General features: G+C 61.5%; 21 protein-coding genes, 1 tRNA gene, 1 other RNA gene and 1 pseudogene. 16 read left to right on the plus strand and 8 right to left on the minus strand.

The window, feature by feature from the left end:
• Nucleotides 1–246 precede the first annotated feature (246 nt).
• Nucleotides 247–1,461 carry a lytic transglycosylase domain-containing protein gene (locus tag ACVOLS_RS19080; protein ID WP_481546933.1) on the minus strand — a complete coding sequence of 405 codons (1,215 nt, stop codon included), beginning with the start codon at nt 1,459–1,461 and terminating at the stop codon, nt 247–249.
• Nucleotides 1,458–2,222, minus strand: coding sequence for a hydroxyacylglutathione hydrolase (gene gloB, locus ACVOLS_RS19085; RefSeq protein ID WP_481546949.1), 765 nt, complete (start codon nt 2,220–2,222; stop codon nt 1,458–1,460). The genes ACVOLS_RS19080 and gloB overlap by 4 nt, the downstream gene beginning before the upstream one ends.
• A 149-nt stretch (nt 2,223–2,371) precedes the next feature.
• Between gloB and ACVOLS_RS19090 the strand changes: the two genes are divergently transcribed.
• Genes ACVOLS_RS19090 through dnaQ form a run of 3 tightly spaced genes read left to right on the plus strand, consistent with a single transcriptional unit; the run spans nt 2,372 to nt 4,092 of the window.
• On the plus strand, nt 2,372–2,887 hold the full coding sequence (locus ACVOLS_RS19090) for a class I SAM-dependent methyltransferase (RefSeq protein ID WP_481546934.1): 516 nt from the start codon (nt 2,372–2,374) through the stop codon (nt 2,885–2,887).
• Between the two features lie 15 nt (nt 2,888–2,902).
• Nucleotides 2,903–3,355, plus strand: a complete 453-nt coding sequence (gene rnhA / locus ACVOLS_RS19095) for a ribonuclease HI (RefSeq protein WP_481514502.1) — start codon at nt 2,903–2,905, stop codon at nt 3,353–3,355.
• 8 nt (nt 3,356–3,363) lie between these two features.
• Nucleotides 3,364–4,092 (plus strand): DNA polymerase III subunit epsilon, encoded by a 729-nt coding sequence (gene dnaQ / locus ACVOLS_RS19100; RefSeq protein WP_481546935.1) that lies wholly within the window; start codon nt 3,364–3,366, stop codon nt 4,090–4,092.
• Nucleotides 4,093–4,144: 52 nt separating this feature from the next.
• Here the strand turns inward: dnaQ and ACVOLS_RS19105 are convergent, their stop codons facing one another.
• The gene (locus tag ACVOLS_RS19105; protein WP_282272066.1) at nt 4,145–4,849 is read right to left on the minus strand and encodes a PP2C family protein-serine/threonine phosphatase; all 705 of its coding nucleotides are present in this window, start codon (nt 4,847–4,849) and stop codon (nt 4,145–4,147) included.
• Nucleotides 4,850–5,052: 203 nt separating this feature from the next.
• On the opposite strand from ACVOLS_RS19105, the gene ACVOLS_RS19110 reads away from it, so the two are divergent.
• A tRNA-Ser gene (locus ACVOLS_RS19110) sits at nt 5,053–5,143 on the plus strand.
• 77 nt (nt 5,144–5,220) lie between these two features.
• Here ACVOLS_RS19110 and ACVOLS_RS19115 read toward each other — a convergent pair.
• Nucleotides 5,221–5,598 carry a hypothetical protein gene (locus tag ACVOLS_RS19115; protein ID WP_481546936.1) on the minus strand — a complete coding sequence of 126 codons (378 nt, stop codon included), beginning with the start codon at nt 5,596–5,598 and terminating at the stop codon, nt 5,221–5,223.
• Between the two features lie 154 nt (nt 5,599–5,752).
• On the opposite strand from ACVOLS_RS19115, the gene ACVOLS_RS19120 reads away from it, so the two are divergent.
• Nucleotides 5,753–6,151, plus strand: coding sequence for a DUF6165 family protein (locus tag ACVOLS_RS19120; RefSeq protein ID WP_481546937.1), 399 nt, complete (start codon nt 5,753–5,755; stop codon nt 6,149–6,151).
• Between the two features lie 266 nt (nt 6,152–6,417).
• On the opposite strand, the gene ACVOLS_RS19125 is transcribed toward ACVOLS_RS19120, so the two are convergent.
• Nucleotides 6,418–7,464 (minus strand): glycosyltransferase family 9 protein, encoded by a 1,047-nt coding sequence (locus tag ACVOLS_RS19125; protein WP_481546938.1) that lies wholly within the window; start codon nt 7,462–7,464, stop codon nt 6,418–6,420.
• A gap of 20 nt (nt 7,465–7,484) precedes the next feature.
• On the opposite strand from ACVOLS_RS19125, the gene ACVOLS_RS19130 reads away from it, so the two are divergent.
• Nucleotides 7,485–8,234 (plus strand): 3-deoxy-D-manno-octulosonic acid kinase, encoded by a 750-nt coding sequence (locus ACVOLS_RS19130; protein ID WP_481546939.1) that lies wholly within the window; start codon nt 7,485–7,487, stop codon nt 8,232–8,234.
• A 1-nt stretch (nt 8,235) separates the two neighbouring features.
• On the plus strand, nt 8,236–9,000 hold the full coding sequence (locus tag ACVOLS_RS19135) for an MBL fold metallo-hydrolase (RefSeq protein ID WP_481546940.1): 765 nt from the start codon (nt 8,236–8,238) through the stop codon (nt 8,998–9,000).
• A gap of 370 nt (nt 9,001–9,370) precedes the next feature.
• On the opposite strand, the gene ffs is transcribed toward ACVOLS_RS19135, so the two are convergent.
• Nucleotides 9,371–9,467: signal recognition particle sRNA small type (ffs, locus tag ACVOLS_RS19140), an RNA gene on the minus strand.
• Between the two features lie 311 nt (nt 9,468–9,778).
• On the opposite strand from ffs, the gene ACVOLS_RS19145 reads away from it, so the two are divergent.
• Nucleotides 9,779–10,096 carry a DMT family transporter gene (locus ACVOLS_RS19145; RefSeq protein WP_303749102.1) on the plus strand — a complete coding sequence of 106 codons (318 nt, stop codon included), beginning with the start codon at nt 9,779–9,781 and terminating at the stop codon, nt 10,094–10,096.
• Between the two features lie 8 nt (nt 10,097–10,104).
• On the opposite strand, the gene ACVOLS_RS19150 is transcribed toward ACVOLS_RS19145, so the two are convergent.
• Nucleotides 10,105–10,557, minus strand: a complete 453-nt coding sequence (locus tag ACVOLS_RS19150) for a GNAT family N-acetyltransferase (RefSeq protein ID WP_481546941.1) — start codon at nt 10,555–10,557, stop codon at nt 10,105–10,107.
• Nucleotides 10,558–10,705: 148 nt separating this feature from the next.
• Nucleotides 10,706–13,057, minus strand: a complete 2,352-nt coding sequence (locus ACVOLS_RS19155) for a GH92 family glycosyl hydrolase (protein ID WP_481546942.1) — start codon at nt 13,055–13,057, stop codon at nt 10,706–10,708.
• 171 nt (nt 13,058–13,228) lie between these two features.
• Between ACVOLS_RS19155 and ACVOLS_RS19160 the strand changes: the two genes are divergently transcribed.
• The 8 genes and pseudogenes from ACVOLS_RS19160 to ACVOLS_RS19195 all read left to right on the plus strand — a co-directional run bounded on the left by ACVOLS_RS19160 (nt 13,229) and on the right by ACVOLS_RS19195 (nt 20,071).
• Nucleotides 13,229–13,840 (plus strand): acetyltransferase, encoded by a 612-nt coding sequence (locus ACVOLS_RS19160; protein ID WP_481546943.1) that lies wholly within the window; start codon nt 13,229–13,231, stop codon nt 13,838–13,840.
• A gap of 555 nt (nt 13,841–14,395) precedes the next feature.
• Nucleotides 14,396–14,659 (plus strand): annotated as a pseudogene (locus tag ACVOLS_RS19165) (Arm DNA-binding domain-containing protein); the annotation flags it as partial.
• A gap of 36 nt (nt 14,660–14,695) precedes the next feature.
• A complete protein-coding gene (locus tag ACVOLS_RS19170; protein WP_481546950.1) occupies nt 14,696–15,658 on the plus strand; it encodes a tyrosine-type recombinase/integrase in 963 nt (320 codons plus the stop codon).
• Nucleotides 15,659–15,841: 183 nt separating this feature from the next.
• Nucleotides 15,842–16,048, plus strand: coding sequence for a helix-turn-helix transcriptional regulator (locus ACVOLS_RS19175; RefSeq protein WP_481546944.1), 207 nt, complete (start codon nt 15,842–15,844; stop codon nt 16,046–16,048).
• Between the two features lie 269 nt (nt 16,049–16,317).
• Entirely contained in the window at nt 16,318–16,536 is a 219-nt protein-coding gene (locus tag ACVOLS_RS19180; RefSeq protein WP_481546945.1) for a hypothetical protein, read from the plus strand.
• A 16-nt stretch (nt 16,537–16,552) separates the two neighbouring features.
• Nucleotides 16,553–16,738, plus strand: coding sequence for a helix-turn-helix domain-containing protein (locus ACVOLS_RS19185; RefSeq protein WP_481546946.1), 186 nt, complete (start codon nt 16,553–16,555; stop codon nt 16,736–16,738).
• The gene (locus ACVOLS_RS19190) at nt 16,738–19,119 is read left to right on the plus strand and encodes a VapE domain-containing protein (RefSeq protein WP_481546947.1); all 2,382 of its coding nucleotides are present in this window, start codon (nt 16,738–16,740) and stop codon (nt 19,117–19,119) included. Before ACVOLS_RS19185 ends, ACVOLS_RS19190 begins: the two co-directional genes overlap by 1 nt.
• Nucleotides 19,120–19,606: 487 nt before the next feature.
• On the plus strand, nt 19,607–20,071 hold the full coding sequence (locus ACVOLS_RS19195; protein WP_481546948.1) for a hypothetical protein: 465 nt from the start codon (nt 19,607–19,609) through the stop codon (nt 20,069–20,071).
• The last annotated feature ends 311 nt before the right edge of the window (nt 20,072–20,382 follow it).

Genomic DNA, 20,382 nt, shown 5'->3' on the forward strand with positions numbered 1-20,382 from the left:
GGGCTGGGGTTTGGGTTTTTTTTTCTATTGGGGTGTGTGGTGCTACTGGGGATTGGTTCAAATCACTATGGCGTTACTGGGGGGGGTTATGGTCCTCACCCTGGTGGCGGTGACCCCCCCCGCTCCCACAAAAGCTGGGAGGAGCGCTGGTAGCGCCCTGCCGAGCATGGCTCGGCACTACATCAACGCAGAAGCCCGGCTGTTGGCCGGGCTTCTGTCTGTAGCTTTCATGCTGGAGCCCTTGCCTCAGCGCACTTCTTCGTAGCGCAACACCATGCCTGGCTTCAGCACCGCACTGGCATCCAGGTTGTTGGACGACAGCAGGGTCTTCACCGAAATGCCATAACGGCGGGCAATGGTCCAGGCCGATTCGCCGCTGCGCACGGTGTGGCGGCTGCCATTGCTGGCCGAGGCCACCGCACGGGAAGGGGCTGCTGGACGGCTGCTGCTCTTCGCTGGCGCTGCAGGCGCCGCATCGCGGGTCGCTACCAGCACACTCTCGCTGTTGTCGCTCTCTACGCTGCCAATGGCCGCAGCCGGCGCCAGCACCCGGGTGCCGGAGCGTGAGCTGGTCAAGGCGGGGTTGAGGCGGGCGATGCGGGCCGGATCCAGCGCGTTCTGTGCCGACCAGGCCGCCAGGGTGGTGTTGGCCGGCAGGGTGTGGCCCTTCAGGATCGGCACCTGCCGGTCCAGCGCGGCCATCAGGTCAGGTTCGTTCTCGGACTGTTCCAGCACGCAGGCCAGGGCATGCAGCTTTTCGACGTAGGCGTAGGTGATCGGCGACAGGCCCGGCAACTCGGAAGCAGTCGCGTTCTGGGCATTCATGCCGCCACGACGCAGCGACTGCAGGATGCGGTACTCGCCGGCGTTATAGGCCATCGTCGCCAGCTGCCAGTCACCGGCAAACATGCCGTGCAGGGTCTTCAGGTAACGCACGGCGGCGCGGGTGGAGTCCACCGCCGACAGGCGGCCGTCATAGCCTTTCTCCATCGGCACGCGGTGGTTGCGGGCGGTGGTGGCGATGAACTGCCACAGTCCGGCGGGGCCGCTGGCATTGCGGGCGCCGGGGCGGTAGCCGCTTTCAACGAAGGGGATCAAAGCGAATTCGGTCGGCAGGCCGGCGCTGCGCAGCTCGTCGACGACATAGCCGAACAGCGGCAGCGCGTCATCCTCGACATTGCCCAGTCGCGACGGGGCGTGCGAGAACTGCTTGCGCCAGCGTGCGCTGGTGGCTTCGGCGTCGCACTGCGGTGCGGCCAGGCCCTCACGGAAGTTGGCGAAGATCTCGCGTCCGTTACGGGTGGTCGGGGCCGGCAGGGAGGCCGGGTCCAGCGGTAATGCAGTCAGTGCGGCGACGTTCTGGGTCATGCCGGCGCTGACCGGGAGCGTCTGGGCGGCCAGCGCGCCGCTGCCCGTGCCCAACAACAACCCCAGCGCCAACGGCAGACTGAGCCGCCTCATGCGCGAAAACCGTCTTTCCACCGCCGCAATTCGGCGAAGACTTCCACCTGGTCGGTGGGTGCGCGACCAAGCCGCGCCGCGATCGCTGCAACGATGGCGGTATCGGCGGTCCGCAGAAACGGATTGCATTCCAGTTCGCTCGCCAGGATGGCGGGAACGGTAGGACGGGAACTGCTGCGCATGTCCGAGGCTTCCTGTTGGCGGCGTCGCAATGCCGCGTTGGTGGGGTCGACATGCCGCGCAAACACGGCATTGGCCAGCGTGTATTCGTGCCCGCAGCAGACCAATGTCTGTGGGGGCAGGGCGGCCATTCGCTGTAGCGAGGCCAACATCTGGGCCGGCGTACCTTCGAACATGCGTCCACAGCCCAAGCTGAACAACATGTCGCCACTGAACAAATGATCGTGGCCGTAGTAGGCAATATGGCTTCGGGTGTGACCGGGAACTTCCATCACGCTGAAGTCGAAGCCCGACAATTCTACCCGGTTGCCTTCGCTGACTCGTTCACATTCCAACGGGATGCGTTCATCTACCGGCGCCAGCACCCGCAGCCGCGGCCAGCGTTGGCGCAACTCCGCTACCCCGCCGATATGGTCGTCGTGGTGGTGGGTGAGCAGGACACCTGCAGGCTGCATGCCTTGCGCAGCGGCTTCGAAAACCGGGCCGGCCTGGCCTGGGTCGACGAAAATCGTGCGGTCATCGGGCGTTTGCAGCGCCCAGATGTAGTTGTCCTGAAATGCGGGCAGGGCGATCAGTCGCATAGAATTGGAAAATGCCTGCCGCCAAGTCCCCCCGTCAAGCTGCAGTCTCGCCCTGGTTTGAGAAAGCCGGGGCGCAGGCGATGCGCGAATGGGAGCAACGGCTGCTGTCTGAACAAATGCGCGGATTTCCCTCGCCGCCGTGGCTTTGGATGGCGCCAAACGTTTTCTGGCGGCCGGACCCCTCCCCGCAGGGGCGTGGACTGCACCTGCACCGCGACCCGCAAACGCCCGGCTGGGCAGGGGATCTGCGCTGCACTCTGCCGTTGCCGCTGCCCAGCGAGTCGATCAAGGCCATCGTCATCGAGCACCCGGCGGCCGAGGAGCTTGAGCCCTTGCTGTCCGAGTGCGCGCGGGTGCTGATGCCCGGCGGGCGGGTCTGGCTGACCCTGCTCAATCGCTGTAGTCCCTACCGTGCGCACTGGCAGTGGCAGGGCGCGCGGCCACCCTCGGTGACACGTTGCAGGACACTATTGCAGCGGCAGGGCATACGATGTCGCTCGCTGCGGCACTATGGCCCGCTGTGGACGCAGTCGGGCAACACCCCGGGCACGGCATTGCCGGCCCTGCGCGCCTTGTGCGTGCTGGAAGCTGAAAAACGCACCGAGGCTTACATCGGCCCGATCAAGGCCAGTCGCGTCAGTTGGCGCGGCCCGGTGGCGACCTGAATTCAACGGAACACTATGAAGTCAATTGAAGTACATACCGACGGCGCCTGCCTCGGCAATCCAGGCCCCGGTGGATGGGGCGCGTTGTTGCGTTACAAGGGCCATGAGCGCGAGCTGGCCGGTGGCGAAGCCCACACCACCAACAACCGGATGGAGTTGATGGCTGCGATCATGGGCCTGGAAACGCTCAGCGAGCCCTGCAACATCACCTTGTTTACCGATTCTCAGTACGTGCGCCAGGGCATCACCGAGTGGATGCCGAGCTGGGTGCGGCGCAACTGGAAGACCGCCGGTGGCGACCAGGTCAAGAACCGCGACCTGTGGGAGCGCCTGCATGAAGCCACCCAGCGCCATCAGATCGATTGGCGCTGGGTCAAAGGCCACTCCGGTGATCCGGACAACGAACGCGTGGACCAGTTGGCCCGCGATGCTGCAATCCGCGTGCGCGCTGGCGCCGCGAGCAACTGAGGTAGCTGATGCGCCAGATCGTCCTTGATACCGAAACCACCGGCCTGGAATGGAAGAAGGGTAATCGCGTGGTCGAAATCGGCTGCGTGGAGCTGCTTGAGCGGCGCCCCAGCGGCAACAACTTCCACCGTTACCTGAAGCCGGATTGCGACTTCGAATCCGGCGCCGCGGAAGTCACCGGCCTGAGCCTGGACTTCCTCGCCGACAAGCCGCGCTTCGAGGAAGTTGTGGATGAGTTCCTCGCCTATGTGGATGGCGCCGAGCTGATCATCCACAACGCCTCGTTCGACATGGGTTTCCTCGAAAACGAGATGAGCCTGGCCGGCAAGGGCCGCCTGGCCAACCGGGTGACGGTGACCGATACCCTGGCGATGGCGCGCGAGCGCTATCCGGGCCAGCGCAACTCGCTGGATGCGCTGTGCCGGCGATTGGGCGTGGACAACGCCCACCGCACGCTGCATGGCGGCCTGCTCGATGCGCAGATCCTGGCGGATGTCTATATCGCGCTGACTTCGGGCCAGGAGGAAATTGGTTTTGGTCAGCCGGAAGCCGAATCGACCAGTACCGGCGGTGTTGTACAGACATTCGATGTGTCGGCGCTGTTGCCGCGGCCGCGCGTGCTGGTCACCGCGTCCGAGCAGGAGGCGCACGAGGCGCGTCTGGCCAGGCTGCGCAAGAAAGCCGGTCACGCATGGTGGGACGGCGAACCGGCGCCTGCGCCGAGCGAGCCGGCCTGATTCGCCCTGGTAATTGCGCGCTGGTCTTTGACTGAAGCGGAATTCCGCTGCCTTAGTGGCAGCGGACCAGGACGACGGTGACGTTGTCCGAGCCGCCGCCATCCAATGCGGCGGCGACCAGCGCATCCACGCATTCCTGCGCGCTGCAGTCGCCGTGGGCCAGTGCCTCGGTGAGGCCGGCATCGTCGACTTCCTCGGTCAGCCCATCACTGCACAGCAGCAGTTGCATGCCCGGGCGCAGTTCGCCGGTCATGGTGGCGACGTTGAGGTGGGCCGGATCGGTCACGCCCAAAGCCTGGGTGACCACATTGCGGTGGGGATGCGCGCGCGCCTGCTCGGCGGTGAGCGTGCCCTGGGCGATCAATTCCTGCACATAGCTGTGGTCCTGGCTGAGCTGGCCCAGCTTGCCGTCGCGCCACAGGTAGGCGCGGCTGTCGCCAACCCAGGCCACTTCGAAACGATTGCCCTGCACGCGTGCGGCCACCACCGTGGTGCCCATCGGCAGGCTGTCGTTGCGGCGGCGAGAGGTGCGGATGATCTCCTCATCGGCGGTGCGGATGGCCTGCACCAACGAAGCGCCGTTGCGGACCTCGCGGACGATGGTCTCGCGCGCCAGCGCGCTGGCTACCTCGCCGCAGGCATGTCCACCCATACCATCGGCCACCAGCCACAGGCCAAGCTCGCCGTCACCGTAGTAGGTGTCTTCATTGAGCTGGCGGCGCAGGCCGACGTGGCTGAGGTGTCCGAATTCGATCATGAGTGCCCGATCGGGCGGTGTTTCAAGTGTGAAGGTCACTGCATCATCGCGTTCATGGAGGTGTACGGCAAGCGCCTGCAGACACTCGTTTGGCTGGCGGAATGCAGTGCCTGGATGGCCAATAGCGTTTTTTTGTTAAAAACCGCTTGTCCGCGCAGCCGATGCCCCTTATTATTCGCAGCCCGGTTCGCCGGGGACCATCTGGAGAGGTGGCAGAGCGGTTGAATGTACCTGACTCGAAATCAGGCAGGCGTTTATAGCGCCTCGGGGGTTCGAATCCCCCCCTCTCCGCCAGATACTGAAAAAAGCCACCTTCGGGTGGCTTTTTTCTTGGGCGTTATCAAGGCCCTCTGTGCGCTGTTGTCGCTTGCTCAGTGCAGAAGTTCCGCAGCCTTTGCCTCTGCTTCAGCGGTGGTGGCAACGACCAGCATCGGGTAGCCCCAGAAGTTTTCGAAAAAGCGGCTGAACTCGGTTGCCTTGTGCAGGGCATCGCCGCTGTTGGCGATGTGCAGGTGTGCTTTGATCAAGCGAACGATGGCGGGCTTGTTGGCCTTCATCCAGTTGGCGACTTTGCGCCGTTCGTCGATATCCGGTTCGGGCTGGTCGAACCCGCCCGAAGCGAGGTAAACGAAGGCTTGTTCGCGGGCCAACAGCTCGGACATGTCTGCAAGCACCTTGTCCGTGCTGTCTGCGCTGGCCGGATCATGGTCCAGCCAGACCAGCGGGAAGAGGGAGGAATCGACGCGCATGGATCTTTCTCATATCCAATAATGAGAATCATTATCATTTGACGGGTGGATTGGTGCAAGCCGCCTCCGGCTGCAGGGCATCTACCGTTAATCCTGCTCCGGCGGCTTGATTGCGAGCGGTTAAACTAGCGGCCACGTTACGAAGGTGTCCTTCATGTCCGAAATTCTGGTGCCGGTGTCTTTTGGCGAACTGCTCGACAAGATCTCCATCCTGCAGATCAAGTCCGAGCGCATGAGCGATGCGGCAAAGCTGGCCAATGTGCGCAATGAGTTGAACGCGCTGGACAGCACCTGGGCCGCGCACCCGGCCGCCGCGCAGGACATCACGGCGCTGCGTACCGAGCTGAAGGCGGTCAATGAACGCCTGTGGGATATCGAAGACGACATCCGCCTGAAAGAGAAAGCGCAGGCCTTCGACGATTCGTTCGTGCAGCTGGCCCGCAGCGTCTACATCCAGAACGATGAGCGCGCGCGCATCAAGAAGGACATCAATCTGGCCCTGGGCTCCAGCTACGTGGAAGAGAAGTCCTACCAGGACTACCGCGCGGGCTGAATCGGTTTTGTAGGAGCGGCGTAAGCCGCGAAGCTCGTACATCAGTACATGGCGGTGATGCCCAAAGCTTCAGCACAGCCAGCTTCGCAGCTGACGCAGCTCCCACAAACAAAGCCTAGATCTGCGTTGTGGGAGCGGCATAAGCCGCGAAGCTCGTAGATCAGCAGAAGGCAGGAATGCCGGGCGGCGCAGGATGGCCAGCTTCGCGGCTTACGCCGCTCCTACAAAATCACGCCGCCCCTACATAAAGGGGGCTCCGCAGCTGCTTAGCTATGATGATCCGCGCGATAACGCTCGAACGCGGCAATCGCATCTTCCAGCGTGATCAACGACATCACGTCGTCGAACTCGATCTTGGTGCCCCATTTCAGCGCGCTGGCGGGCTTGTTGAGATAACGACGGGCGGCATCGTCGTAGCGGTCCACGCAATAGCGGCGGTCGGAATATGGGCCGCTGCGTGCCGGGTTGCTGGCCGCATGCAGGCCCAGCACCTTGGTGCCGACCGCATTGGCGATATGCATCGGGCCCGAGTCCGGGGTGACCAGCAGCGAGGCGCGGGCCAGCAGCGCGGGCAGCTGCTTGAGCGTGTCCTTGCCGACCAGGTCCAGCGCTGGGTGCTTCATCGCGGCGAGGATGGCGTCGCTGGTGCTGCGCTCCAACTCGCTGCGGCCGCCACACAGCACCACTCGCCAGCCCTGGCTTGCAGCGTGGTCGGCCAGTGCGGCATGGCGCTCGGCGTACCAGTTGCGGCGTTGGTGGCTGGAGCAGGGCGAGATCATCAACACCGGGCGGCCATCTTCCTCCCATTGCGCGCGCGCCCACTCGTGGGCCGCCGGCGGTGTGGCCAGGTCCCAGCTGACCTCGGTCTGCTTCAGGCCCAATGGCTCGCAGAAGCTGCCGATGGCGTCGAGCACGTGGATGCCAGGGCGATCGGGGATGCGCTCGTTGATGAAGAGCCCGTGCAGGTCCTTGGAGCGTGACTTGTCGTAGCCGATGCGGCGCTTGGCCGGGATGAAGGCCGACAGCAGGTTGGCGCGCGCGGCGACCTGCATCTGCAGCAGTGCATCGAAACGGCCCGCCGGGAATTCGCGACGCAGCGCACGCATTCCGGCCAAGCCGCTGTTCTTGTCGTAGACGTGGAAGCTGACCCCGGGCAAGCCATCAAGCAGCTTGTGGCCGGCCTTGTCGATCACCCAATGCAGCGGCGTGCCCGGAAAGCCCTGCTGCAGGGTGCGTACCAGCGGAACCACATGGGTGACATCGCCCAATGCCGAGAGGCGCAAAAGACACAACGGGGACGACGATGCAGGCATGTGTTGTTAGACTCGTAAAGATGGTCGCATTTGACGCCACTGAAGCGCTGACGCCCTGCCGCGATGGTCGCGGCTATGGCGCCATTCTGTTCGACCGCGAACGCCTGCGGCAAGCCGATCCCGGTTTGTTCGCGCCTGCGCAGTGGGGCAGCAAGGCCCATCCGGTGGGCGATGGCGGACGTGGCGGCGCATGGTTCATCGACGCGCCGTTCGGTCGCAGTGTGCTGCGCCAGTACCTGCGCGGCGGCGTCGCCGCCAAGCTCAGCCACAGTAGCTATCTGTGGCGTGGTGCCAACCGGACGCGCAGCTTTGCCGAGTTCCGCCTGATGCGCGAGCTGATTGCGCAGAAGCTGCCGGTGCCACGTCCCTACGCCGCGTTCTATATGCGCGAAGGCCTGCGCTACAAGGCGGCACTGCTGATGGAGCGGCTGGAAGACGTGCGCTCGCTGGCCGATCACGCGCAGGTGGCCGGGCGCGGCGCGCCGTGGGAAGAGGCCGGGCGGATGATTGCGCGCTTCCACCGTGCGGGCCTGGATCACGCTGATCTGAATGCCCACAACATCCTGTTTGATGACGCCCGCCGTGGTTGGCTGATCGATTTCGATCGCGGCGTGCTGCGCATTCCCGCCACCCGCTGGCGCGAGCGCAACCTCAAGCGCCTGCTGCGCTCCCTGCTCAAGCTGCGCGGCGCGCGCAGCCGCGAGGACGTGGAGCAGGACTATGCGCGGCTGCGCCGCGCCTATGATCTGGCCTGGAACCGGGGCGTGTGACATGAGTTGGGCGTTGCGTTTCCTTGGCGTCGGCAATGCGTCGGCGGTGGAGCTGGGCTCGCCGATGTCGGTGATCGAGCACGGCGGCCAGCCGTGGCTGACCATCGATTGCGGCGGCGAAGGACTGACTGCTTACCGCAACCATTACGGCGCCATGCCGGATGCGGTGTTCGTCACCCATATCCACCTGGACCATGTGGCTGGCTTCGAGCGCCTGTTCGTCGATGCCTTCTTCAATCCACAACGGCGCGGCAAGGTGCGGCTATACGTGCCGGCACCGCTGGTGCCGCTGCTGCACAAGCGGGTAGGCGACTACCCGAACGTACTGGCCGAGGGCGGCGCCAACTTCTGGGATGCCTTCCAGCTGATCGTGGTTGGCGATGCGTTCTGGCATGACGGCCTGCGACTGGAAGTCTTCCCGGTACGCCACCACTGGCCGGAAACCGCCTACGGCCTGCGTCTGCAGGGCGCGCTGGTATGGAGCGGCGATACCCGTCCGATCCCGGAAATGCTGGCGCGATTTGCCGATGACAACGAATTGATAGCCCACGACTGCGGACTGCACGGCAATCCTTCGCATACCGGCGTTGACGACCTGGAGCGCGAATACGACACCGCCACCCAGGCGCGGATGATGCTTTACCACTACGCCAGCGCCGCCGATGGCGATGCTTTGCGCGCACGCGGCCACCGCGTGGCGATGCCGGGCGAGTGCGTGGCACTGGCCGAGCCGACGGCGCCGCGTGCGGAGCCGTTTGAGGGCTGAGCGTCGGGCTTCGGCTCCGCCGAGCTTGGGCGCACGTAGGCCCCAGTAACTCCAAGCAATGATCACTAAGCCCCTCTCCCGTATGCGGGAGAGGGGTTGGGGTGAGGGCAAGACCGAAGCCAGCCTCTTTCAGCCCCGCCCGAACCCTCCGCAGCAAGCTATCCCGGGTAAGCGCAGCGCATCCGGCACGCATGCCGGGTAGCTCGCAACCAATAAAAGCTAGTTCGTGGTCGGCAACCAGTTGATCGCCGGGCAGAAGCCCGGCCCGACCCAAAGCCCGGATGCGCGGCGTTTAGCCGGGCTACAAGGCACGCAGGCGTCATCACCGCTTCAAGAACGGAATGATTTTCAAGGGCCCAAAAAGGTGGCGACCCCGCCGGCTTACCTCGGCGCCCGCGTCGATCGATACCGTTGCTGCCTTCCGGCCCTGGCGGGATTTTCGACCTAGCGTCGCGAGGGGCCGACGGGGCCACCATAGAGACGGTTTGGCCGCGCTAGGCGCGGCCATTCACGATACGAGAGGCTGGGGCGATGCGATCATCAGCCGCCGATGCTTCATGGATCGGACACAAACTGGAGCAGGTCCTGATCGTGTGCGGCGATTGTAACGTATGCATGCACCAGCCGACCAGCGTTCCGGCTTGAACCCCGTGTAACCCGCAGCCGCCGGTTAGCGGCCCCAGACGCCCGCCTTGGATAGAATGCCCACCCAACGGAGGACGACCTCCGCCCATCACGGGACTTCACCCAGGACGGCCTGGCTTCTCTAGGAGGCTGTATGGCTTGGATCTATCTCGTGATCGCTGGTGTGCTGGAAATCGTCTGGGCGCTGGCAATGAAGCAATCCCACGGTTTCACCAAGCTGGTTCCCAGCATCGTCACCATCATCGGCATGATCGCCAGCTTCTGGTTGCTGGCCTTGGCCATGCGCACCTTGCCGCTGGGCACCGCCTATACGATCTGGACCGGTATCGGCGCGGTGGGCGCGTTCATCATTGGCATCATCTTCCTCGGCGAGCAGATCAGCGCGATGCGTATTGGCGCCGCGGTGCTGATCGTCAGCGGCCTGGTGCTGATGAAGCTGTCCAGCAGCTGATAGCTGCTTCAGTCCTCGCGCAGTTCCAACACCATCTCGACCGCATCCAAGCCCGGGCCGTGGCCATCCGCCACGACCCGGGTCACGGTGAAACCGAGCTGCGCGTAGAAGTCCTGCGTGTGCTGACTGGTGCTGAGCTCCACGCGCCGCGCGTTCGGGCTCTGTCGGGCCTGCTGTAAACGCGCAAGGCTCAATTGCCTGCCGAACCCCTGCCGATGCAGGCTGCGCTCGACCATGCCCCAGCAGAAAACGGCGACGCCATCGGCCCGTATCGCCAAGCCGCCGCAGGCGACAACCCGGTCATCGTGCTCGATCAGCTGATAGTCACAACCCTGCGCATCGCGCTGCAGAAACTGCGCGAATTCAGTGCGTTCGGCTGGCGTGAAGTACTCGGGCACATTGCTGTCGAACAGCGACAGGCAGGCATCGGCATCAGCGGGTTGGTAGGGGCGTATCGGCATAGGCTGCAATCTAGCAGCCGGGGAGGGGGCTGCTTTGGCTTCGGTTTTAGCTTTAGCCCCTCTCCCCTTGCGGGAGAGGGGTTGGGGAGAGGGGAGCGCGAAGCGTGCTTTTACCGCCGAGTAGCGCGATAAAAATCAAACATCCCAATCAACGCGACATCGAATAAGGCAACGTCGCCGCATCCGCAGCCCAAGACTTGTTCGGCTCAGCCTGCATCGTGAACCGCAGCTCCCCTCCAGCAACAATCTCCTGGTGCGTCACATAAGCACGATCCAACGGCTTGCCGTTGAGGCTCACCGAACCAACATACGTATGCGCTGCATCCAGCCCGGTAGCAACGATGCTGAAGCGCTTCCCATCCGGCAGATTCAAGGTCGCCTGCGGCAGGAACGGCCGGCCAATGATGTACTGATTGCTACCCGGCGTGACCGGGTAGAAACCCAGCGCAGTAAACACATACCAAGCCGACATCTGCCCAAGATCGTCATTGCCCGCCAAGCCATCCGGGCGCGCCGCGTACTGCGTGTCCATGATCTGCTTCAGGCGCGCCTGCGTGCGCCACGGTTGCCCGGCATGTGCATACAGGTAGGCAACATGGTGGCTGGGTTCGTTGCCATGTGCGTACCAGCCAATCAGTCCGGTGATGTCTTCCATGTGCGCGAAGATCGACGGATCAACCTTGGCTTCAAACACATCGTCCAAGCGCTGCAGCAACTTGTCGCTGCCACCATGCGCCGCAGCCAAGCCGGCGACATCCTGCGGCACATACCACGAGTACTGCCAGGCATTGCCTTCAGTGAAGTCCGTGCCGTAACCACTGGCGCTGGGATCGAACGGCTCGCGGAAACTGCCATCGCGCTTTCGCGCACGCATGAAGCCGGTGCCCGGGTCGAAGGCATGCTTCCAGTTCGCCGCACGCTTGTTGAACTCGCTCGCCACTTCGGTCTTGCCCATGTCCTTGGCCACCTGCGCGATGGTCCAGTCGTCATAGGCATATTCCAGCGTCTTGCTGGCTGCTTCGCCTTCCTCATCGATAGGCACATAGCCGAGCTCGCGGTACTGCGCGATGCCGTCATACGGACCGTAGTTGGCGCTGGCGACCATCGCCTGCAAGGCATCTTCGGTGTCATAGCCACGGATGCCCTTCATATAGGCATCGGCGATCACCGGCACCGCGTGGTAGCCGATCATGCACCAGGTCTCCAGGCCGTGGAACGACCACACCGGCAGCACGCCATAAGGGCTTTCGCGGCGTGAGGCCAGCAGCGAGTTGACGAAATCATTGGTGCGCTGTGGTGGCTGCACCAACGTGGCCAAGGGGTGCAGGGCGCGATACGTGTCCCACAGCGAGAAGGTCGAATAGTTCGTCCACCCCTTTGCCTGATGCACCGCGTTGTCCGGCCCGCGATAACGACCATCGCTGTCCATGAACAAGGTCGGCCCAAGCAGCGTGTGATACAGCGCGGTGTAGAAGCGGGTGCGTTCGTCCGCGCTGCCCTGCGCTTCGACCGCACCCAGCGCCTTGCTCCACTGCTGCTTGGCGGTAGCGCGCATGCCATCGAAATCCCAACCCGGCGCCTCCGCATCGAGGTTGGCAATCGCACCTTCCTCGCTGACCGGCGAGATCGCGACCTTCACCAGCAAGGGCTTGCCGGCCTCCGGCACCACATCAAAGGCCGCAACCAACTGCCGGCCTTCGATCTGCGCGCGCTGCGTCGGGTCCTTCTCGCCCGGCGGCGGGAAGCCCTTGTAGGCCACATCCTGCTCGGTGTCGTGCAGCTGATGGCTACTTAGCGGCTGCGAGAAACGCATCGCGAAGTACAGCTGCCGGCCCGGCGCCCAGCCGCGGGTCTCGCGGAAGCCGGTGACCGTGCCATCGGCCCGCACCCGCACCCGCGACCACAGGATCTTGCCCGGGTAGTCATACATGCTGGTACGCAGGTCGAGCACCACATGCGCCGGCTTGCCAGCCGGGAAGCTGTAGCGGTGCATGCCAACGCGCGCGCTGGCGGTGAGCTCGGCGCGCACCTTGTAGTCGTCCAGCGTCACCGCGTAATAACCAGGCTGCGCGGTTTCGCTGGCATGACTGAAACGCGAGGTATAGCCACTTAAAGGCTGATCCGGATTGCCGCGCTCCAGCTTCAACGCACCGGTAGTCGGCATCAACAGCAGATCACCCAGATCCGAATGGCCGGTGCCGGAAAAGTGTGTGTGCGAGAAACCGACGATGGTGTTGTCGTCATAGCGGTAGCCCGCCGCCCAGCCATAGCCGTTCTTGCGCGACTGGATGCGGGTATCGGGCGACAGCTGGACCATGCCGTAAGGGATGGTCGCGCCCGGATAGGTATGACCCTCGCCACCGGTACCGATGAAGGGGTTCACGGCGGCGTAGGCGGCTTCGTTTGCGGCGGGTGAGGCCGCTAGCGCTGAAGGCGCTGCCAACGAGGAGGTTGCCACGGTTGCTGCAAGCACTAACAGGGTCGCGCCAAGCTGCTTCATCCCGCACCTTTTAGATCGGTCTAATATGGCAAAACTAGCATGTCGATGAGGGGGCTGGCATGTGCTCGTCCCGTCAGTCAGCGGCACGCCTTTGCAACTGCAACTGTGGCTGGATGTTCCTCGGTGCTTGTCCCGGCGGTGACCGTCGCGGTTGGGCATGCGAGGTAACTTGTGACGTCGACATCGAATGTTTCGCCACAGCGCTCCTCCTGCCGGCGCTTCTTCAATCAAAATCAACCATCGCAAGCGACCCTCTTCGTGGGGGCTGTATACAAATTCCAAGTTGGGGGAGTCATTGCAATGATAGGAATCAGAGAGTCCCGGCCTGAAGACGGTGAGCGCGTCGTTGAAATATGGCGGAATGCGGTGGACGCCACGCATGATTTTCTGTCGCCGGAGGATCGTCTTGCCATTGACGAGATGGTGTGCGGTTTTCTGCCTCAAGCGGTGCTCCTGCTTGCGGTGGACGCAAGCGATTACCCGCTCGCCTTCATGCTCATTGATAGCGGACATATGCAGGCGCTGTTTGTAGACCCGGCTTGCCGCGGCACTGGAATTGGTGCCGCTCTGGTGCGCCACGGTCTTGGTTTTCATTCCCGGATGACTACCGACGTCAATGAGCAGAATGCTCAAGCGATTGGTTTCTACGAAAAACTGGGATTCAAACGTACGGGCCGTTCGCCATTTGATGACCAGGGCAGGCCCTATCCGCTGATTCATCTTGAGTATCAGGCTGCTTTGTCTGCACCCGCTGCCAAGGCGGAGCCTCCATCCAATAAATAGGATGTTGCATTGACGGATTGCTGTTGCTTGGACTGCGAAGGGTGCGGGTGCTGTATATCCAGACAAGCCAAGCTCAGAGTTGGTGCTTGCCTGTGGTGACCGATATCGAGCAGCACTATTGGCGTCTGCTTTGTTCGAACTGACGGGTTTGATATCCGGTGCCGACCAATGGCCGGCTCAGAATGCAAAGAATCCTGATTGCTCAGGAGGTTTGCGTAATCTGGCGGAGAGAGGGGGGTTGATTTGGTGCTTCGCACCTCCACCCTTCGAGCGGCTGCGCCGTCCCGCCGGCTGCACCGGCGGTCGAACCCATTGGGGTTCTCGTCTCCCATGCTTTCCCCTGGATAAAAAGAAAAGGCCACCCGATGGGCGGCCTTTTCTTTTTATCTGGCGGAGAGAGGGTCCGCAGAACTCACATAACGGACGATCACCGTGCATCATCGTACTTAACGATAAGTAATTGATGCATAAGTATTATCATAGTCATAACGTCTCACTTTGGATCCTGTTGGGTGCTATCATCTCGGCACGAAACATGGGTAAAAAGGTGGGTAAATGGCTGCTATCAATCGTCTGTCTGCTGCGCTTGTTGATGCCGCAAGGCGTGGAAAAGCGCGGGTTGGCTATCACGCGGATGGAGGTGGTCTACTGCTTCAGGTGGCGAAAGGGGGCAGTGCCAGCTGGGTATTCCGGTTTCAGCGTGATGGCTTGCGGAAGGAACTTGGCTTGGGTGGTCTATCCACGACTGGGCTTGCTTCGGCCAGGGCTAAGGTCGCCGAGTGCCGTCGAGTGCTTGGCGAAGGGGGAATGCCAAAGTCATCGCGGCAGGCCGTGCGGGAGCGGGCCGGTAGATCGATGGCATTTGATGATGCAGCGCACCGGTTGATTGCAGCTAAGTCCCCTGAATGGAAGAACGCCAAGCATGGGGAGCAGTGGCGCAATACGCTGGCGACCTATGCCAGCCCCATTCTCGGCTCCATGCCCGTTGATGCAATTGAGTTGAAACACATCGAGTCCGTGCTTTCCCCGATCTGGACGACGCGGACCGAGACGGCGAGTCGGGTACGGATGCGAATCGAGGCGGTGCTTGATTGGGCGACAGTGGCAGGACATCGCACGGGTGAGAACCCTGCACGGTGGCGGGGGAATTTGGAACATATCCTTGCCAAGCCGTCGAAGGTGGCGAAGGTGCGGAGTCAACCTGCACTACCTTATGGCGAGTTGCAGCGGTTCTTTCTGGCATTGCGCCAGCGGTCAGGTGCAGCACGTGCGTTGGAGTTTCAGATTTTGACCGCCGCACGATCCGGTGAGGTACGCGGTGCAGTTTGGTCTGAAATAGACCTGGGCGCTAAGACTTGGACGGTTCCTGCCGAACGCATGAAATCTGGTCGGGAACACGTGGTCCCATTGTGTCGGCGTGCCTTGGATATTCTGGCGGAAGTTCCGCGTCTGGATGGCATCAGCCTGGTGTTCGCTTCCCCAACTGGTGGCGAGCTATCCGACGCAACCTTGGCGAAGGTCATCAAGGATATGCACGCGGCCGATATCAAGGCGGGTGGTGCGGGCTTTTTTGATCCAAAATCGCTAGATAAGAGCGGCATTGCACGCGTTGCTGTGCCGCACGGTTTCCGCAGCACTTTTCGGGATTGGTGTGCAGAATGCACTGATGCACCGCGAGAGATTGCGGAGGCAGCTTTGGCCCATGTGATCGTCAATAAAGTGGAGGCCGCCTATCGACGCGGCGACCTACTTTCCAAGCGCCGCGCACTGATGGCCGATTGGGCTAAGTTTGCGCAGTCGGGTGGCGTGAATAATTGACGCGTGCTGCCAAGCCAAACGGAGGGTGAACGGATTGGATTGCCGCTTGTGATGCGCCATGATCGAGAATGATTGAGCGTGAAGTAGCGGTAACGCGCCGGGTTGAGACGTTCTGCGCGCTTGTTGTTGTTGCGAAAAAAGCTCATAGCATGGGTGCCGTCAATCAAACGACGGATCAACACCGTGTCAAAAAACAATCGACTTGAAATAGAACGCCTGCCGAGTGTCATCGCCAGGACTGGCCGTAGCCGTGCGTCGCTTTATCGCGATATCGCGGAGGGAACCTTCCCCGCACAAGTGAAGATCGGCAAGCGCGCGGTTGGCTGGAATCCAGCCGCCGTTGATCGCTGGATCGCCAATAGGTTCGCCAGCGTGGAGGCCGCCGGTTGATGCGAGGCCAAAAGAAACGCCGCGTCGGTAAGGACGCGGCGTCTGAGCAACCCCGAGGCGAACCCGATACCCGTCAAGTTCACGACCAGACTGACGCGGCAGCGGTTCGCGCGGCACTACGGAAATTGCCGCCTCTGTGGTTTTGGCGTGAGTGCGCCAAAGCGCAGCTGCGCATCTTGGTGATGAATCCTAGTGTCTGCGCACAGAGCATGGCTGCGTGGCGCTATTGCATTTGCCTGGCAATGATCCACGGACTCGAGGAACGATGGATGGGTTATACGGCTGGCGTGATCAAGGGGCACGCTTCCAACGCGAAAGGCGCACATCGCTGGAAGATTCGATTGCTTCAGAACCTTGTCGATTTCGTCGCGGTGTGGGTTCCGCTTGTCCTGCGCGAAGTTCACCTGGCAGGGGCAGACGCGGAAATTCTGCAAGTCGAAACCGATCAGTCCTTGGACGGAATATTTCCGCATCAGGCGAAACAATAAGCGAGTAACCGCAAACATGGAAAAACTAATTTCAGTGGACGAAGTGATGGAATTACTTCGTATCGGCCGTACCGCGCTTTGGAATCTGACGCGCTCAGGAAAACTTCGTGGGACTCGGGTTGGTAAGCGTCTGTGCTTCAGGGAATCCGAGTTGGTGCGCTTCCTTAATGCCGTCACCGGCGATGGCGGGGTGATCGCCTAATGAGTGAGCGCCAGACAAACGAAACCCCGGCGGCAACCGGGGTGTCGTTGAAGCAAATTACAGATGCCGGAGCGACTCGGCAGGGTCAATATATCCGTCGTCGCAACAGCGTGCAACAAGTGGAGCGCCAGGTTATTGAAGCCTTCCTGTCGGCGATGGCTGAAGTCGGCATCCTTCCTGTATTCACGCGCGGGAGTATTGAGGCTGACGGGAAAATGGTCCGCTTCCACGTCAAGGGCGACCGCAGGGGATCGCGTAACGGTTGGGCGTGCCTGTTTTGCGACAACATCCCAGCAGGTTCGTTCGGGACGTGGAAGGATGGTGCTGCGCATACATGGTGCGCAAAGGGCCACAACGAACTGACAGACGACGAACGCGCGCAGATTTCAGCGCGCATGGCACAAGCGAAAGCTGAGCGCGAACGCGAGGAAAAGGAGCGCCAGGGCGAAGCTGCAAGGGTTGTTAATCTGCTATGGCAGGACGCCGTTCCGGCTGACGACTCGCACCCTTACCTGGTGCGTAAGGGCGTGCGCTCCTACGGGCTGCGCCTTGCCACATGGTCTAAATGCAATGACGACGGCGAGGAATGGCTGCGCGTTCCTGACGCACTACTGGTGCCAGTTATGCTCACCAGCGGAAAGATTGTGTCGATGCAGGCCATCTTTCCAGACAAGAACAACCCGATGGGCCGCGATAAGGACTTCATGCAGGGAGGCCGCAAGCGCGGCGGGTTCTTCATGATCGGATCGCCGCCACGCGATGGCGAAACCATCGTCGTGTGCGAAGGGTACGCCACTGGTGCCACGATCCACGACGCCACTGGCTGGTGCGTGGCCGTGGCGTTCGACGCCGGCAACATGGTGGCCGTGGCCGAAGACCTGCGCGCGCTGATGCCTGGCGTGAATTTCGTTATCGCAGCTGACCATGACCGCTGGTCGAAGATGGGTGAAATCGAAAACCCCGGCGTTCACTTCGCCGAGCGCGCCACATTCGCTGTGCGTGGCCGCCTGGTGGTGCCTGAGTTCGCCGACCTGGACGACAGGCCGACCGACTTCAACGATCTGCAACAGCGCGAAGGAATCGACGTGGTGCAGCGGCAGCTGATGCCGCCGATGCCTGCGGCTATCGTTGACCAGGAAGGTAACGACACCCTGCCCGACTTCGATCCGCGTGCCGTGGATGGTTACACGCCGTTCCCTGAGGTGGACGGCAAAGGCCGCCCGCTGGCGACGATTGATAACGTCGCCGAGTTGATGCGCCGCGCGAGTATCACTGTGCGCTACAACGTGATTTCGAAGGACTTGGAAATCAACTTCCCTGGTAGCTTGGCGGTTTGCGCCGACAACGTGCGCAACTCAGCCATGAGCCGCATTCTTTCCCTGTGCGCGTCTACCGGGTTCCCAGCAGCGAACGTGGAGCGGTTCGTTGCAACGGTTGCCAGTCAGCGGCCTTACAACCCAGTCGCGACGTGGATCGAATCCAAGCCGTGGGATGGTGTCACGCGGTTCGACGACTTGGTCGCGACCATCATGCTCAGGGATGGTTTCGATCAGCAGTGGGCGCCACTGCTCCTGCGCAAGTGGCTTATTTCTGCCGTCGCGGCTGCGTATGTGCCGGAGGGGTTCTCAAGCCGTGGTGTGCTTGTTTTCCAAGGTCCGCAAGCTTCGGGAAAAACGACTTGGTTTAAACGACTTGTCGATTTCCGACAGAAGGACCTGATCCGTGAAGGGTTGATCATTGACCCGCGCAACACTGATGACGTGCTGCGCGCGACAAGCTGTTGGCTGGGTGAACTTGGCGAACTTGATGCCACGTTCCGGAAAGCAGATATCGCCGCGCTGAAGGGCTTTATCAGTCGATCCGAAGATGTCTACCGGAAGCCGTATGCGGCCCAGGCGGAGCAGATTCAGCGAAGGACTGTCTTTTTCGCCAGTGTGAACGACGAACAGTTCTTGCACGATCCGACCGGCAACGCGCGGTGGTGGACGCTTCCGGTGGAGCGCCTGGACATCAATCACGCTATCGATACCCAGCAGCTGTGGGCTGAAGTGTTGACCTGGTTCCGTGCTGAGCATCGCGAAGGCCCTGGCCTTCGGACTTGGGATCTGAGCGCCACCGAACTTACGCGACTCAGCAACAGCAATGACACCTTCACTGCAACCGATCCAATCGCGGATGCGATCCGTAGCCTTTGCGGCGATCAGGTGCAGGATGTTGGGCGATGGTTGAATGCTCGCGAGGTCCTTGCCGCCGTGGGTTACGACAAAGCTACCCGCGCTCAGGCGAATGAGGCCGTGCGTGTTCTGTGCGACCTGGAACTGCCCCAGCGCATTCGACACAAGGTGCGCCAGTGGCAGGTGCCAGGGGTCCCGCCGTTCTGACCCTGACGACGATCATCAGTCGGCCCTGCCTATGGCGGGGCTTTTTTGTGCATCGGGGTGGGGGTAATGAGGACGGTATGGGGGTAGTGAAAAAATTACCCCCATGTCCGGATCCATTGCGGCACCAGGCTTTTCGTTCCCTATGGGGGTAATGGGGGTATCTATCTATATGAGTTGGAACGGAACAGGATAAGAGGGCGCTAAGGATGTACCCCTTTAACCCTGTTTTATGGGGAGGTTAGAGAATGCCGCCACATTGCCCCCATTACCCCCACAATCACCCGAAACCATTGGGGCGCAATGGTTTCAGGGTGGGGGTAGGCGGGTGGGGCTGCCCCCACCCTATCCCCATCCACTGGCGGGATGTTGGTCTAGAGCGCGGGAGACGGCTTGGTGGCTCAGGAAACCCTGCGCTGCCAGCTATTTTAGTGTGTTCGTTTGAAGTACATTTCCTGAGCCTTGGAAGGAGGCGCTTGGAGATAGCGGAATGGACTTGCGTGTATTTGTGCAGAAGACTACCGGTGCCGCTGATGTTGGCGAGTTGTTGTTCGTCGATGGGTTTTGGCGCGTTAAAGTTCAGATGCATGATGGGAACAAATACTTGCTCAACCTCGCAGGCGAATATGGGCAGCCACTCTGGCGTGTACGTGATGATGAAAGCGACGTGGCGGTTGGGCTTTCCGAGGGCTTTAGCTGGTACGCAGACGGCGAGGTGACCACCGGGGCTCCTCCGGCCCCAAAGCATCTTGGACTTACGATCACGCCATCTGGTCCTGCGATAGTTGCTGTTAGTCAGGGTAAGCATCTGTTCTTTGCGATGGATGGTAAAGAGACAGGGGGGTATGCGCGGGGAAGCCTTACTTTTATGCATTGGTTCGCAGTGATTCGGAGAGATGTCGGCAACGAATCATGGAAACTGTTGCAAGTGAGTTCTCCTGGTGCGAATGATTAGATTTGTTTGCACCCGGTTATTGCGGACGCTTTTAATTTTTCTGTATTAACAGAACTTTCTACGATTCATTTGCAACTAGTTCGCGATCATTCAAAATAATTGATGGGTTTTTCATAAGAGCTGGAGGGACTTGGTGGCTTACGGAATAGAAGATTGGAAGGCCCGAATCGCCGGCAGAAATGACATTACGACAGGGCTGGTCTGGAGTTCCCAGGATTTCCTAGACAGAGCTAGCCTCTGTTGGGGGTAGCATTGGGAGACAGTCATGTCTGCAGGCAAGATCACCAGCAAGACCCGGCAAGCCTACAAAT

Source organism: Stenotrophomonas sp. STEN038 (assembly GCF_056759895.1).